The organism is Priestia sp. P5_B4 (assembly GCF_056400385.1).
Genome location: NZ_JBFULJ010000024.1, coordinates 1 through 15,768, shown reverse-complemented (window position 1 = coordinate 15,768; position 15,768 = coordinate 1). Strand labels below are relative to the sequence as shown.

Below are 15,768 nucleotides of genomic sequence, written 5' to 3'. Positions count from 1 at the left end.
CATACATGAAGAAAATCCATGTGTAGGGCGATTTTATCGTTTGTAGATGTTTGTTCTACCTTGTCCCCTTTATACATATTTTAAATGGTAAAGGGGGAAGGATAAGTGAAGAGAACCATTGTGCAATTTACAGCATTTCTATTTTTACTGGCAATTACATATAAATCTATTTATAATCCTTTTGCTGAAGCATATATAGAAGCACTTAAATCCGATGTACAACTTGTATCAGCTCAGCATGATGCGTTATATCAAAAGATTGAAGAAAAAGCAAAAGATTATGAAAAGCCGGCAGCGAATGCACGAATCGATCCCGTTTGGAAACGGGTTCCTGGCTATAACGGCATAAAAGTTGATCTTGCTGCTTCTTATAAAAATATGAAACCTGCGGGTAAATTTGATGAAAAAAAACTAGTGTACAAACAGGTTAGACCAAAGGTTCACTTGAAGGATTTACCACAGGAACCTATCTACCGTGGACACGATGAAAAGCCTATGGTATCGTTTACAGTGAACGTAGCATGGGGGAACGAGTATTTGCCTAAAATGTTAGAAGTGCTAAAAAAGCACCATGCTAAAGCAACTTTCTTTTTAGAAGGAAAATGGGTTAAAAATAATCCAGATATGGCAAAAATGATTGTAGACGCAGGGCATGAAGTAGGAAACCACTCTTATTCTCATCCTGATATGGCCACTTTATCGGCTAGTCAAATCAATCAGCAGCTTAAAAAAACGAATGATATTATTACGTCTACTACGGGACAAAAAGTAAAATGGTTTGCTCCGCCGAGCGGCAGTTTTCGCCCCGAAGTAGTAACGCTTGCTTCTCAGTTAAAAATGAGTACCATCATGTGGACGGTTGATACAATCGATTGGCAAAAGCCAAGTTCAGAAGTGTTAATTAATCGAGTAATGAAAAAGATTCACCCAGGGGCTATTGTACTGATGCACCCGACTGAATCAACGGCTGAATCGCTTGACCAATTGTTAACCGATATTGAACGCAAAGGCCTCAAAGTTAGCGATGTGTCAACAATGCTAGATGAAGAACGAATGATGAAAATACCTTCTTCTACTAAGAAGTAAGTGAGATAAGCAAAAGGGAGGCACTAGCTTGATAAAACGATATACGTGCAAAAATGGTGTAAGAATTGTATTGGAAAATATCCCCACTGTTCGATCTGTGGCCATTGGGGTGTGGATCGGAACGGGTTCTCGAAGTGAACACCCTGAAATTAATGGTGTATCACATTTTCTTGAACATATGTTTTTTAAAGGAACAAAAACAAGATCTGCTCGTGAAATTGCAGAAAGCTTCGACCGCATTGGCGGACAAGTAAATGCATTCACTTCTAAAGAATACACGTGTTACTATGCAAAAGTATTAGATGAACATGCAGATCAAGCGCTCGATGTGCTGGCGGATATGTTCTTTAATTCTTCATTTGATGAAGAGGAATTAGCTCGTGAAAAAAATGTTGTATATGAAGAAATTAAAATGTATGAAGATACACCTGATGATATTGTACACGATTTATTAGGAAAAGCCGTATATGGCAATCATCCATTAGGCTATCCAATTTTAGGAACGGAAGATACGTTAAAAACATTTAACGGTGATTCGCTTCGTCAGTATATGGAGCAAATGTATATTCCCGAAAACATCGTTATTTCAGTAGCTGGAAACATTGATGAAAGTTTTATTCAGCAGGTGGAAAACTATTTTGGTACATATACGTCAAGTCACTCCGCTCATCAATATGTTCAGCCAGAGTTCCATACAAATCATATTGCGCGCAAAAAGGAGACTGAACAAGCTCACCTTTGTCTTGGCTTTAAAGGTTTGCCAATTGGCGGAGAAGATGTATATAGCTTAATTGTATTAAATAACGTGCTTGGTGGAAGTATGAGCAGTCGTTTGTTCCAAGAAGTTCGCGAACAGCGCGGCTTGGCTTACTCTGTTTTCTCTTATCATTCTTCTTATCGAGACAGCGGTCTTGTCACGATTTATGGGGGAACGGGAAGCCATCAGCTCGACGTATTATATGATACGGTTCAAGAAACGCTTTATGATTTGAAAGACAAAGGGATTACGGATAAAGAACTTGCTAACAGCAAAGAGCAGCTGAAAGGAAACTTAATGCTGAGCCTTGAAAGTACAAATAGCCGTATGAGCAGAAACGGAAAAAATGAGTTAATGCTAGGCTATCACCGTTCATTAGATGAGATTTTAGATCTTGTTAATGCCGTGACTAAAGATAGTGTAAATGGTCTTGCGCGAGATATTTTCAAAGATGAATTTGCTCTTTCGCTAATAAGCCCGAGTGGTGATTTACCTAAAGGTTTTAAAGGAAATTAAACAGTAAAAGTAAGGTTGGCTAAAATAATTGAGCCAGCCTTATTTTTTTGTCATTTTTTGTACGGTTGTTCAATAAATTAGATGAAAGGAGGGATTCTATGAGATTAAGCGAACTGAGTGGAAAAGAAATTGTAGATGTTAAGCGAGCAGAGCGTTTGGGTATTTTAGGGCAAACGGATCTTGAAATTAATGAACATACGGGACAAATTAATGCGCTTATTATTCCATCTGTGAAGTGGTTTGGGTTTCGAAAGCAAGGAGATGAAGTGCGAGTGCCGTGGGGGAATATCGAAAAAATTGGTACAGATATGGTGATTGTAAATGTCCAGCAGCTAGAAGACATAAACAATCAGTCAACAAAATAAGAAACGAGATGCTTCCTGCATCTCGTTTCTTTTATTTTCAGGGATAAAGATTCACCGATTCCTGTGTGTTTACATAGTATGTTGAAGAAAAGCAATAGGCATTCTAGGGCGTAATGATAGCACTTTACATCTCGATGGTTTAAGCGAAAGATACATCTATTTAATGTTAAAGAAGGTGAAAATGAAACATGTTAACGGATTTGCACATAGCTGTAATTGGCGGTGATGCTAGGCAGCTTGAAGTCATTCGAAAATTAATTCAATTAGATGCAAAAACCTCTCTTATTGGTTTTGATCAGCTAGATCATGGTTTTACWGGTGCGACGAAATATCAGATAGAGGAGCTGGATTTTTCAGATGTTGACGCCATCATCCTTCCAGTGCCTGGAACAAATCACGAAGGGCAAGTAGATACTATTTTTTCAAATGAAAAAGTAGTGCTGACTGAAGAAATACTTAAAAAAACGCCTGAGCACTGCATTATTTATTCTGGTATTAGCAATGGGTATTTAAACGAATTAGTCAAAACGACAAACCGTAAACTCGTTCAGCTATTTGAGCGTGATGATGTAGCAATTTATAACTCTATTCCTACTGTTGAAGGTACCATCATGCTTGTTATTCAACATACGGATTTTACCATTCACGGTTCAAATATTTCTGTTCTAGGTTTAGGAAGAGTAGGAATGAGCGTGGCGAGGTCCTTTGCTGCACTCGGTGCCAATGTAAAAGTAGGAGCTAGAAAATCTGAACATTTAGCACGTATTGCTGAAATGGGTTTGCAACCTTTCTATCTTTCTGAACTCGACAAAGAAATTGCTGATAGTGATATATGTATTAACACCATTCCATACCCCATCTTAACGGCTAAGACATTATGTAATGTCCCGACCCATGCGCTCATTATTGATTTAGCTTCAAAGCCTGGAGGAACCGATTTCCGCTATGCGGAAAAACGAGGAATTAAAGCTATTTTAGCACCTGGTCTTCCAGGAATTGTGGCTCCAAAAACAGCAGGTCAGATTGTCGCTAATGTATTAGTGAATTTATTAAAAGACGCTGCGGATGCGAGAGAGGAGAAAAAATAATGTCATTAAAAGGTAAAAGAATAGGATTCGGCTTGACGGGATCTCACTGTACGTATGATGCGGTTATGCCGGAAATTGAAAAGCTTGTTAATTTGGGAGCAGAAGTGTTACCGGTCGTTTCTTACACTGTACAATCCACAAATACTCGTTTTGGAGATGGAGAAGACTGGGTGAAAAAAATTGAGGAATTAACGGGTCACGCCGTCATCAATACAATTGTAAAAGCAGAGCCTCTAGGACCGAAAATTCCGCTTGATTGTATGGTGGTTGCCCCAATCACTGGGAATACGATGAGTAAGTTTGCAAATGCAATGACTGAATCTCCGGTACTCATGGCAGCTAAAGCAACGCTTCGTAATAATAAGCCGGTGGTACTGGGAATTTCGACTAATGACGCACTAGGGCTAAATGGTGTAAACTTAATGAGGCTAATGGCGACTAAAAATATTTATTTTATTCCATTTGGTCAAGATGACCCGGTGTTTAAGCCGAATTCAATGGTAGCGCGTATGACGATGTTATCAGACACGGTGTACGCAGCGCTTGAAGATAAACAGATTCAGCCGGTTATTGTCGAAAGGTTCMGCGACGGTCAAGAGTCATAGGACATATATGCCTCTTGCTGTTGCATGAATCTATTCAATACTGCGGCTGTAAGAGAACTCTCAATCTCAAAGAAGAGAAGATTTTAAAAATCTTCTCTTCTTTGACGCAATGAAGCATAATAATATGTTAAAATAGTCAGTATATGCAGATAAATGTTGAGTAGTTGAAAATTGTTGGAGGCGGTATTAAAATGACAAGAGAATTACATGTAGCAGTAGTAGGAGCAACAGGTGCAGTAGGACAACAAATGATTAAAACCCTACAGGAGCGTAATTTTCCAGTTGGTAAATTAACGTTATTATCTTCAGCTCGTTCAGCTGGTAAAAAAGTGTTGTTTAACGGAGAAGAAGTTGTTGTGCAAGAAGCAACTCCTGATAGCTTTGAAGGCGTAGATATTGCTTTATTCAGTGCAGGCGGGAGCATTTCAAAAGCACTTGCACCAGAGGCAGTAAAACGCGGAGCAATCGTTGTAGACAACACAAGCGCTTATCGAATGGATGAAAATGTCCCGTTAGTTGTGCCGGAAGTGAATGAAGACGCATTACACGCACATAACGGAATCATTGCTAATCCAAACTGCTCTACAATTCAAATGGTTGCAGCATTACAGCCATTACGCGAAACATACGGCTTATCTAAAGTACTAGTATCAACGTATCAAGCCGTTTCTGGAGCAGGYGCTGCTGCAATTAATGAATTAAAAGAACAAGCCAAAGCTATTTTAGAAGAAAAAGAGTTTACACCGGAAATTTTACCGGTTGGTGGAGATAAAAAACATTATCAAATTGCTTTTAATGCCATTMCGCAAATTGATAAATTTCAAGATAACGGTTTTACATTTGAAGAAATGAAAATGATTAATGAAACGAAGAAAATTATGAGCATGCCTGAATTGCCAGTAGCTGCTACTTGTGTTCGTCTACCGGTTGTAACAGGTCATTCAGAGTCAGTGTACATTRAAATTGAAAAAGACGGTGTAACGGTAGCTGATGTGAAAAATTTATTGGCTGATGCACCTGGTATCGTATTGCAAGATGATCCAGAAAATCAAGTATATCCAATGCCAGCAGATTGTGTAGGTAAACGAGATGTGTTTGTCGGCCGTATTCGTAAAGATTTAGATCGCGATAACGGTTTCCATATGTGGATCGTTTCTGATAACTTGTTAAAAGGTGCAGCTTGGAATTCTGTACAAATTGCAGAATCACTTATTAAGCTTAGCTTAGTAAAATAAGTGCAACCAGAGTGTCTCGGAACATGATGAGGTGTAAGTATGAAAATAATCGTCCAAAAATTTGGAGGAACTTCCGTTCGTAACGAAGAAGGAAGAGCGAGAGCAATCTATCATTTAAATAATGCATTAAGTGAGGGTTACAAAGTAGTCGTTGTTGTATCGGCAATGGGGCGAAAAGGTGAGCCGTATGCAACGGATACATTGCTTTCACTTGTTGATGGAAATAAAGCGTCTCTTAATAAACGTGAGCTTGATATGCTTATGGCATGCGGAGAATTAATTTCATCAGTAGTGTTTACGAATTTATTAAACGAAAATGGTATTAAAGCTACAGCGTTAAACGGTGCACAGGCCGGGTTTGTGACGAATGATGATTTTACCAATGCTAAGATACTAGAAATGAAATGCGACCGTTTGTTAAAAGAATTAGAAGAATACGATGTAGTTGTTGTAACAGGCTTTCAAGGGGCAACTACTGAAGGTGATACAACAACGCTTGGACGCGGAGGCAGCGATACATCTGCTTCAGCTTTAGGTGCAGCCCTTATGGCTGATTACATTGACATTTTCACAGATGTAGAAGGTGTGATGACAGCGGACCCGCGTATTGTAGAAGATGCAAGACCGCTATCCGTTGTCACATATAACGAAATATGCAACATGGCTTATCAAGGTGCAAAAGTAGTTCACCCACGTGCCGTAGAGATTGCCATGCAAGCCAAAGTGCCGATGCGCGTCCGTTCCACGTATGCTGATTCAACAGGTACGCTCGTTACATCTCAAGGTGAAGCACAGCAGCGTGGCAGCGATGTGCAAGAACGCCTTGTAACAGGCATCGCGCACGTATCCAACGTCACTCAAATTAAAGTTTTTAGTAAAGAAGGCCATTATGATACGCAAGCAGAAGTATTCAAAGCAATGGCACAAGAAAAAATCAGCGTAGATTTTATCAATATTTCACCGAAGGGTGTTGTATATACGGTAACAGATGAAGCAACTGACAAAGCGATTGATGTGCTTCATGCGCTAGGTTATGAGCCGGCTGTTATTCGCAACTGTGCCAAAGTGTCAACGGTTGGAGCAGGAATTGCAGGGGTGCCTGGTGTTACCTCTAAAATTGTTACAGCCCTTTCTGGCGAAGGTATTCAGATTTTACAATCTGCTGATAGCCATACGACGATTTGGGTGCTTGTAAAAGAAGAGGATTTAAAGAAAGCCGTTAATGCTCTTCATGGTGCCTTTGACTTGTCAAAAGCACCGCAAAAGAGATAAACTACATGTTCCGTTAGCTATAAGCTAACGGTTCATTACATGAATAGGGATAATGCAATTTCAAGGAGTGAAAACATGATTGATTTTGGGAAAGTCGCAACAGCGATGGTAACGCCTTTTGATCATAAAGGAAATATTGATTTTGAAAAAACAACGCAGCTTATTAACTATTTAATCAGCAACGGTTCGGATGCGTTGGTTATTGCAGGAACAACGGGTGAATCTCCTACGCTTTCAACAGAAGAAAAGCTGGCGCTGTTCCGCCACTCAGTAAAGGTAGTAGATGGCCGTGTACCTGTTGTGGCTGGTACAGGAAGCAACAATACGTATGCATCAATTGAATTAACGAAAAAGGCAGAAGAAATCGGCGTAGATGCGATTATGATTGTAGCACCTTATTACAACAAGCCGAATCAGGAAGGCTTATATCAGCACTTTAAAACAATTGCTGAAAGTACAGAGCTGCCTGTCATGTTATACAATATTCCAGGGCGATCTGTGATCAATATGTCTGTTGATACAATTGTACGCCTAGCTGAACTGCCAAATGTTGTAGCGTTAAAAGATGCAAGCGGAGATCTTGACGCAATGACAGCTATTATCGCACAAACAAGCGATGATTTTGCTTTATACAGCGGTGATGATGGTTTAACACTACCGGTACTAGCAGTTGGAGGAACTGGTATTATTTCTGTTGCCTCTCACATTATTGGGAATGAAATGCAAGAGATGGTTAAGCTGTATGAGTCAGGAAATCCGAAGGAAGCAGCAAAAATTCATCAGCGTATTGTACCTGTTATGAAATCTCTTTTTGCGGCTCCAAGTCCAACGCCTGTTAAAACGGCTTTACAGCTAAAAGGGTTAGACGTAGGATCGGTACGATTACCTTTAGTTCCGTTAACGGAAGAAGAACGCCAAACGTTAGTCAGCACATTAAATACGCTATAAGCTATAAGTATGTTTTTTAAACGTCTCTTCATTGACCGTATATACGAGTCGATGAAGAGACGTTTTTTTTCTTATAAGATAATAGAAGAGCAGATGACGGAAATAGACGAATGAAATTTCTTGTATTCCAATTCTTACTTCAGTTATAATGTAAGCAAATGAAATTGTACGGGTGAAAGTAAGTAGGAGGAGCTTATGGTACTAGAAAAGACAGAAAATATTAAAATTTCAGCCTTGGGTGGAGTCGGAGAACTTGGAAAAAACATGTATGTGGTRGAAATCAATGAAAACATATATGTGTTAGATGCAGGATCAAAGTTTCCGGGAGGGGAAATGTTAGGAATTGATATTGTCATTCCGGACATTACATATTTAGTAGAAAATCAGCAGAACGTAAAAGGCATATTTGTTACTCATGGACACGAAGAACAAATTGGCGCTATTCCCTTTATACTTCAAAAATTGGATGTGCCTGTATATGGTACAGAATTAACGCTAGCACTTATCAAAGAAAAGTTAAAAGAATATGGAATTAAAAAATATGAAGCTTTACATCCTATCACTTCGTCAACGGTTTTATCGTTTGAAGGAGTAGATATTTCATTTTTCAGAACGCAGCACAGCATCCAAGATTCAGTCGGCATTTGTTTACAAACAAATCAAGGTGCGATTGTATATACAGGTGATTTTAAATTTGATCAAAATTCAGTCAGCATTCAAAGCGCTGATATTGGAAAAATGGCTGCCATTGGGGACCAAGGCGTCCTGTGTTTGCTTTCAGACAGTACAAATGCGGATAAGCCAGGCTATACAGTTTCCGAAGCCGTCATTGGACAAAATATTACCGACGCTTTTTATAAAAGCAAAGGTCGAATCATTGTTGCTGCATACAGTTCCAATCTGCACCGTATTCAGCAAATCATTCATGCCGCATATCAGCACGGCCGCAATCTGATCGTTATGGAAAAAAATATGCTGAAAATCATTGATATTGCAGCAAAACTTGGACATTTGCAGCTGCCTGAGGATTTAATTGTTCCTGTGCAAAAGCTAAAAGATCTTCCAGAACATGAAACGGTTATTTTAACAACAGGTCATCACGGAGAGCCGATTTTAGGTCTTACTCGAATGGCTAAACAGTCCCATAAATTTATTCAAATCAAACAAGATGACACGGTCCTGCTGGCTGCTACACCTGTGGTGGGGCACGAAACGACCTTTTCAAAAACAATTGACGTCATCTTTCGTTTAGGAGCAAGCGTAGTGTTTGCTCAGAAGAAAGTGCAGGCTTCCGGACACGGCAGTCAAGAAGAATTAAAATTTATGATTAACTTAACAAAGCCGAAATATGTCATGCCTGTGAATGGAGAGTATCGAAAACAAAAAGCTTATGCAAAGCTGGCCGGTCAATTAGGAATATCAGAAGATCATATTTGTTTGCTTGAAAAAGGTGAGCGAGTTGAGTTTAAAGATGCTCGGATGTACCCTAGCGGTTCTATTCAAGCAGGAAATACGCTCATTGATGGACTAGGCGTCGGTGATATTGGAAATATCGTTCTAAGAGACCGCAGGCTGCTGTCACAGGACGGAATCTTAACGGTAGTAGTTACGATTAATAAACGCCAAAAAACGGTAGTAGCGGGGCCAGAAATCATCTCGCGCGGATTCGTCTATGTAAGAGAATCAGAAAAGCTTTTAGAAGAAGCAACGAAGATTGTTCAGCAAATTTTAGAAAAGTGTATGGAAGACAAAGTGATCGAGTGGTCTTCATTAAAATTAAAAATGAGAGAAAGTTTAAATCAATTTTTATATGAAAAAACCCGTCGTAAACCGATGATTTTACCGATTATCATGGAAATCTAATGTGAAGCCTTCCCGCTGGGAAGGCTTTTTATTTGCAGCTGATGCGGATGTAATAACTATGAGAAGTTCATACTACTACTATCAATAAGTGAAAGGAGCTAGAATATGTTTGAAAATAACGAAAGATTACATTCTGATGAAGCGCCTCAGCAGCCTAATAAAAATGAAGAAAGCAAGGGCGGAATATTAGATAAAATTCAACAACTAGGACAGACCAACGTGGCTCAGCTTCCTCAGGATTCTAATATTCACTGTTTAACGATTGTAGGGCAAATCGAAGGGCACATGCAGCTGCCTCCTCAAAACAAAACGACAAAATATGAGCATGTCATCCCGCAAATTGTGGCGATCGAACAAAATCCAAAAATTGAAGGATTGCTTATTATTTTGAATACAGTAGGTGGAGATGTAGAAGCGGGTCTTGCAATTGCTGAAATGATTGCTTCGTTATCCAAGCCTTCTGTGTCGATTGTGTTAGGAGGCGGACATTCAATCGGTGTTCCAATTGCGGTTTCAACTGATTATTCGTATATTGCCGGTACAGCGACCATGACCATTCACCCTATTCGCTTAACAGGTCTTGTTATTGGTGTACCGCAAACATTTGAATACTTAGATAAAATGCAAGAGCGCGTGATTAACTTTGTGAGAGAACACTCTCATATTTCAGAAGAAAAGTTTAAAGAACTTATGTTTTCAAAAGGGAATTTAACGCGTGATATCGGGACAAATGTAGTTGGCGGAGATGCTGTTTCATACGGGTTAATTAACGAAGTAGGCGGAGTTGCTCAAGCGATCAAAAAGTTGAATGAACTGATTGAGCAAGGACGTCAGAATGAGGAGCAGCTGCTGCAATGATTTTGTATACAATGATGCCCCAAGAACTAATCTTTCAGCAGTCTTATCAACAAGAACAATCTCAGCCAAAGCTTATTAACCATAATGGAATCCCGGTTATTGTTGAAGAAAATGAACAAAAGCAACAGCAAATTGTGAGGATTTTAAGCACGAATCCTCAAGATTATTTGAATGAAAATTATTATCCTGGTCAAATTTTGTCGTAAGGATTTCAGTATAATTATGGTGAATATGGTATAATGAATATGACGAAGAAGGCAGCCGCTGTATTGGCTGCTTTTTTATTCAACTGATAAAAGAAACAAAATCAACATAGAGTGTTGGACGTTGATTGGAGTGGAAAAATGGCAAAGAAAAAACGAAGAGGTCAAATAAAAAAGGATGAATGGAAACGCATATTGCGCTTTGAGCTTATTGGCTTACTTTTATTAGCATTAACGTTAATTGCCATGGCAGGACTTGGTGCTGTAGGACAGGCCCTTGTACTAGTGGTCCGCTTATTTATTGGCGAATGGTATATGCTGTGTTTAATCGGAATGGCTATTCTATCTGTTTATATTATTTGGAAAAGGGAAATGCCTCCTTTAGTGACGCGGCAGCTTATCGGTACATATCTCATTATTTTATCTATTTTACTGTTTAGTCATGTTACGTTATTTGAAAATTTATCAAAAAATGGAACGTTTACAGATCCGTCTGTCATTATGAACACGTGGGATTTGTATACGCTCGAAGCAACGGGGCAATCAAATCACAGCGATTTAGGCGGAGGGATGATAGGAGCTATTATGTTTGCCATGTTCTACTATCTATTTGATAGCTTAGGAACAGAACTTATCGCTGCCTTGCTTATTGTGATTGGGGTACTGCTTATTACCGGACGTTCGCTTCACGAAACGGTATTAAAACTTTTGTCACCTCTAGTGAATTTTTTAACAACGGAGTTAAAAGAAGGCTGGCAAGATATTCAGAAGTGGAAACATAAAAAGAAAAAAGCCCCTAAAACAACAACAAAGAGACGCCAAGAAAAAGCTGTTCAAGAACCTGAAGAAAGCATGGACATAGAAGTAGAAGCACCTTCGCCTCCAATTATTGAACACTTTGACTACGGAGAGGAAGAGTCTAGTCAACCTCCTGCTGCTCCTATAGCTCCGGTGCCGCCGGTTATGGAATCGAAGCCTGTAGCTGCTGCACCGCAACAGCCAAGGCCACAAAAGGAAAAGGAAGAAGAAAAAGCTCCTATGATTACATTTACTGAAACGGAAAATAAAGAGTATGAGCTTCCTCCTATCAAGCTATTAACGATGCCAAAGAAAAGCAACCAGGCAAAAGAGCATAAAAACATTTATAAAAATGCCGAAAAACTTGAAAAAACGTTTCAAAGTTTCGGCGTAAAAGCAAAAGTGGCAAAAGTTCACCTTGGACCAGCTGTTACAAAATATGAAGTATATCCTGATGTAGGAGTAAAAGTAAGTAAGATTGTCAATTTAAGTGATGATCTAGCACTTGCATTAGCTGCCAAAGATATTCGAATTGAAGCTCCAATTCCCGGGAAATCAGCGGTAGGAATTGAAGTGCCGAACGAAGAAGTAGCGATGGTTTCACTTAGAGAAGTACTTGAAGCAACTGAAAATAACCGACCGGATAAAAAGCTATTAGTTGGTTTAGGAAGAGATATTTCAGGCGAAGCTGTGCTAGCAGAGCTTAATAAAATGCCTCATATGCTTGTAGCAGGGGCAACAGGAAGCGGAAAAAGTGTGTGTATCAACGGTATTATTATTAGTATTTTAATGAGGACAAAGCCTCATGAAGTAAAATTAATGATGATTGACCCTAAAATGGTTGAGCTCAATATGTACAATGGTATTCCACATTTATTGGCTCCTGTTGTAACGGATCCGAAAAAAGCTTCTCAAGCCTTAAAGAAAGTTGTAAATGAAATGGAGCGACGTTATGAGCTGTTTTCACACAGCGGAACGAGAAACATTGAAGGATATAACGATTTAGTAAAACGTATGAATGACGATGGAGACGCCGATGCAAAACAGCCGACTCTTCCTTATATTGTGGTGATTGTCGATGAGTTGGCTGACTTGATGATGGTTGCTTCGTCTGACGTCGAAGATTCGATCACACGTCTTGCTCAAATGGCTCGTGCTGCCGGCATTCATTTAATTATTGCTACACAGCGACCATCAGTAGATGTTATTACCGGAGTTATTAAAGCTAACATTCCTTCCCGAATCGCTTTTAGTGTATCTTCACAAACTGACTCTCGTACGATCTTAGATATGGGAGGAGCTGAAAAGCTTCTAGGAAGAGGAGATATGCTGTTCATGCCTGTTGGAGCTTCAAAACCTGTGCGTGTGCAAGGTGCCTTTTTATCAGATGAAGAAGTAGAAGAAATTGTTGATTTTGTAATTGCACAGCAAAAAGCGCAGTATCAAGAAGAAATGATTCCAACCGATGCTCCTGAACAAGTTGATGATTTTGCAGATGAGTTATATGATGAAGCGGTACAGCTTGTAGCAGAAATGCAAACAGCTTCTGTTTCTATGCTGCAGCGACGCTTTCGAATTGGCTATAACCGGGCTGCACGCTTGATCGATGCAATGGAAGAGCGTGGAGTGGTGGGGCCTTATGAAGGAAGTAAGCCGCGTTCCGTGCTGATTTCTCAGCAAAATGAGGATGTTGGATCTTAATAAGTTTCATAAAAAAGATGACTTGCATATGTGCAAGTCATCTTTTTTATGAAACGAAAGAGAGGAAGAATAGTATCATACAAAAATGTGTCATGCTAAATAAATGAAATAAAAACGAATATTAAAAAATTTAATGACTAAATTGTTTGGTTTTTATCTAATATTAGAAGAAAAGCAGGTTGTTAGGTATGCTGACATTAAAAAATAACAAAAATTCATTTTTTTAAAAAAATAATAAAAATTTTAATAAAAAATTAATATAACCTATTTATTTATCTGTCGAAAAATGATATATTATTTTCGATTAAGTAGTCGAACATCAGAGGTCTGATGACTTTTTAATATGGAGGAAGAGTGATGTCTATACGTGCGGATAATCGGCACTTGTATTTACAAGTGATTGATAAAATTAAACAAAATATAGAAAAAGGAATTTTTAAAGAAAAGGAAAGACTCCCTTCAGAGTTTGATTTATCAAAGCAGCTAGGGGTTAGCCGCGCAACGCTACGTGAGGCACTTCGCATATTAGAAGAAGAGAATATTATTGTTCGCAGACACGGCGTGGGAACATTTGTCAACACGAAGCCTACTTTTTTGTCAGGGATTGAGCAATTAAATAGTATAACACATATGATTGAACAAGCYGGTATGAAGGCTGGAACAATCTTCTTATCTTCTCAAATACAAGAGTTGTCTGAAAATGATTTAACACGTTTTGCTTGCGGGGAAGATGAACAGATTTTATTTGTTGAACGGGTGAGAACGGCAAACGGAGAGCCGGTGGTATATTGCATGGACAAGGTTCCTCGAAAAATATTGCCTGAAAATTTTGAATATAAACAAGAGTCATTGCTAGAAATTCTTGAAAAACAAGCAGGAAAACACATTTCATACGCCGTGGCAAACATTGAGCCTCTAGGCTATCATGAAAAAGTTTCTCCTATTTTACAATGCGAACCAGAAACCGCTTTGCTTGTACTGAAACAAATGCATTATGACCAGCATGATGAACCCATTTTATATTCCATCAATTATTTTAAAGCAGATCAATTCAGTTTCCAAGTACTGCGTAAACGCGTCTAGTTTTTTTGTGTTTAAATGTCAGAAAATTTACAACTGTTTAACATTGTCCTTTTAAGGAGGTGTCAAATGTAGGTCACAAGGACGAAATAGAAAATTGGCTTTATACTTTTAAAACTATTCAGGGGGTTAAAACATGTTAAAACGTAAAACGGGACTTGCATTATCACTAGTATTAGCGGCAGGAACACTTTTAAGCGCGTGTGGCTCAGACGACGCAGGTAAAAGCGGCGGAGATAAAAAAGCGGCGGATTTTAAAGTGGGAATGGTAACAGATACGGGCGGGGTAGATGATAAATCGTTTAACCAATCTGCTTGGGAAGGTCTGACAAAGTTCGGGAAAGATAACGGACTTGATGAAGGAACTGGATATAAGTATTTGCAGTCTACAAAAGCATCTGAATACGAGAGCAATCTTTCTAAATTTGCTGAGAGTGGCTATAACTTGACGTATGGAATTGGCTTTTTATTAAAAGAAGATATTAAAAAAGCAGCAAAGCAGTATCCTGATGCTAACTTTGCATTAGTAGACGATACGCTAAAGTCAGAGAACTTAGATAACGTGGCAAGCATTCTATTTAAAGAAGAGCAAGGCTCCTTCTTAGTAGGGGTAGTGGCAGCTAAACAAACAAAAACGAACAAAATCGGCTTTATCGGAGGCGTTGAATCTCCATTAATCAAGAAGTTTGAAAACGGATTTAAAGCAGGTGTTAAATCTGTAAACCCAGATGCTGAAGTTATCTCTCAATACGCAGAAAGTTTTAACTCTCCAGAAAAAGGTTCGGCTATTGCTTCTACGATTTACAGCAAAGGCGCTGATATTATTTATCAAGCGGCTGGCGGTACTGGAAACGGCGTATTTACAGAAGCTAAAAACCGTTCAAAAGGCGGGAAAGACAAAAAAGTTTGGGTAATTGGAGTTGACCGCGATCAGCATGAAGAAGGTATGCCTGAAAACGTAACGTTAACTTCGATGGTTAAACGCGTTGACTTGGCTGTAGAAGATGTTGCTAAAAAAGCAATGGACGACAAATTCCCAGGTGGTAAAGAAGTTGTGTTTGGCTTAAAAGAAGACGGAGTAGGAATCGCTCCATCACAAGATAATGTAAGCAAAGATGCGTTAAAAGCAGTTGATGAGTATAAGCAAAAAATTCTAGACGGTGACATTACAGTGCCTCAAACGGATAAAGAATTTAAAGAGTTTGAAAAAACGCTTAAAAAATAAGCTGACGTCTGTTAAGCAATGATTATATGAGTATAAAAGGCTAGTGAAAACTAGCCTTTTTTATAGCCAAAAAACGGAAGACAGRATCCTGTAGCAGGCAGGAATAGGGAGTGAAAGCAGTGGAATATGTTATTGAAATGCTAGATATTCGCAAAGAGTTTCCTGGTA

Annotated in this window: 14 protein-coding genes; all 14 read left to right on the top strand. The window is 39.0% G+C overall.

The window, feature by feature from the left end; genetic code table 11:
- The first annotated feature begins 105 nt into the window (after window positions 1-105).
- Window positions 106-1,086 (top strand): polysaccharide deacetylase family protein, encoded by a 981-nt coding sequence (locus AC1DRF_RS05210; protein WP_016765374.1) that lies wholly within the window; start codon window positions 106-108, stop codon window positions 1,084-1,086.
- 28 nt (window positions 1,087-1,114) lie between these two features.
- Window positions 1,115-2,359: a M16 family metallopeptidase gene (locus AC1DRF_RS05205; protein ID WP_028411394.1), complete on the top strand. Its 1,245-nt coding sequence runs from the start codon at window positions 1,115-1,117 to the stop codon at window positions 2,357-2,359.
- Window positions 2,360-2,457: 98 nt separating this feature from the next.
- Window positions 2,458-2,724, top strand: coding sequence for a YlmC/YmxH family sporulation protein (locus AC1DRF_RS05200; protein WP_016765372.1), 267 nt, complete (start codon window positions 2,458-2,460; stop codon window positions 2,722-2,724).
- Between the two features lie 188 nt (window positions 2,725-2,912).
- Entirely contained in the window at window positions 2,913-3,812 is a 900-nt protein-coding gene (gene dpaA, locus AC1DRF_RS05195) for a dipicolinic acid synthetase subunit A (protein WP_097824492.1), read from the top strand.
- Window positions 3,812-4,417: a dipicolinate synthase subunit B gene (locus AC1DRF_RS05190; RefSeq protein WP_477740400.1), complete on the top strand. Its 606-nt coding sequence runs from the start codon at window positions 3,812-3,814 to the stop codon at window positions 4,415-4,417. Before dpaA ends, AC1DRF_RS05190 begins: the two co-directional genes overlap by 1 nt.
- Before the next feature lie 191 nt (window positions 4,418-4,608).
- The gene (asd, locus tag AC1DRF_RS05185; protein WP_477740399.1) at window positions 4,609-5,652 is read left to right on the top strand and encodes an aspartate-semialdehyde dehydrogenase; all 1,044 of its coding nucleotides are present in this window, start codon (window positions 4,609-4,611) and stop codon (window positions 5,650-5,652) included.
- A 39-nt stretch (window positions 5,653-5,691) separates the two neighbouring features.
- Window positions 5,692-6,924 (top strand): aspartate kinase, encoded by a 1,233-nt coding sequence (gene dapG / locus AC1DRF_RS05180; protein WP_013084757.1) that lies wholly within the window; start codon window positions 5,692-5,694, stop codon window positions 6,922-6,924.
- A gap of 75 nt (window positions 6,925-6,999) precedes the next feature.
- Window positions 7,000-7,872 (top strand): 4-hydroxy-tetrahydrodipicolinate synthase, encoded by an 873-nt coding sequence (gene dapA, locus AC1DRF_RS05175; protein WP_097824491.1) that lies wholly within the window; start codon window positions 7,000-7,002, stop codon window positions 7,870-7,872.
- Between the two features lie 195 nt (window positions 7,873-8,067).
- Entirely contained in the window at window positions 8,068-9,735 is a 1,668-nt protein-coding gene (locus tag AC1DRF_RS05170; RefSeq protein ID WP_477740398.1) for a ribonuclease J, read from the top strand.
- Between the two features lie 105 nt (window positions 9,736-9,840).
- On the top strand, window positions 9,841-10,593 hold the full coding sequence (locus AC1DRF_RS05165; protein WP_013058820.1) for a ClpP family protease: 753 nt from the start codon (window positions 9,841-9,843) through the stop codon (window positions 10,591-10,593).
- Complete coding sequence (locus tag AC1DRF_RS05160; RefSeq protein ID WP_043976531.1) at window positions 10,590-10,799, top strand: YlzJ-like family protein; 210 nt, start codon at window positions 10,590-10,592, stop codon at window positions 10,797-10,799. The genes AC1DRF_RS05165 and AC1DRF_RS05160 overlap by 4 nt, the downstream gene beginning before the upstream one ends.
- Window positions 10,800-10,937: 138 nt before the next feature.
- Window positions 10,938-13,295 (top strand): FtsK/SpoIIIE family DNA translocase, encoded by a 2,358-nt coding sequence (locus tag AC1DRF_RS05155; protein WP_477740397.1) that lies wholly within the window; start codon window positions 10,938-10,940, stop codon window positions 13,293-13,295.
- 357 nt (window positions 13,296-13,652) lie between these two features.
- Complete coding sequence (locus tag AC1DRF_RS05150; protein ID WP_216884711.1) at window positions 13,653-14,378, top strand: GntR family transcriptional regulator; 726 nt, start codon at window positions 13,653-13,655, stop codon at window positions 14,376-14,378.
- A gap of 133 nt (window positions 14,379-14,511) precedes the next feature.
- Window positions 14,512-15,600, top strand: a complete 1,089-nt coding sequence (locus AC1DRF_RS05145) for a BMP family lipoprotein (RefSeq protein ID WP_013058816.1) — start codon at window positions 14,512-14,514, stop codon at window positions 15,598-15,600.
- Window positions 15,601-15,768: the final 168 nt, after the last annotated feature.

Excerpts from the sequence above, each read along its gene's own strand:
- AC1DRF_RS05200 (WP_016765372.1), top strand. The coding sequence starts at position 2,458 with ATGAGATTAAGCGAACTGAGTGGAAAAGAAATTGTAGATGTTAAGCGA.
- AC1DRF_RS05145 (WP_013058816.1), top strand. The coding sequence starts at position 14,512 with ATGTTAAAACGTAAAACGGGACTTGCATTATCACTAGTATTAGCGGCA.
- AC1DRF_RS05160 (WP_043976531.1), top strand. The coding sequence starts at position 10,590 with ATGATTTTGTATACAATGATGCCCCAAGAACTAATCTTTCAGCAGTCT.
- AC1DRF_RS05155 (WP_477740397.1), top strand. The coding sequence starts at position 10,938 with ATGGCAAAGAAAAAACGAAGAGGTCAAATAAAAAAGGATGAATGGAAA.
- AC1DRF_RS05165 (WP_013058820.1), top strand. The coding sequence starts at position 9,841 with ATGTTTGAAAATAACGAAAGATTACATTCTGATGAAGCGCCTCAGCAG.
- dapA (WP_097824491.1), top strand. The coding sequence starts at position 7,000 with ATGATTGATTTTGGGAAAGTCGCAACAGCGATGGTAACGCCTTTTGAT.
- dapG (WP_013084757.1), top strand. The coding sequence starts at position 5,692 with ATGAAAATAATCGTCCAAAAATTTGGAGGAACTTCCGTTCGTAACGAA.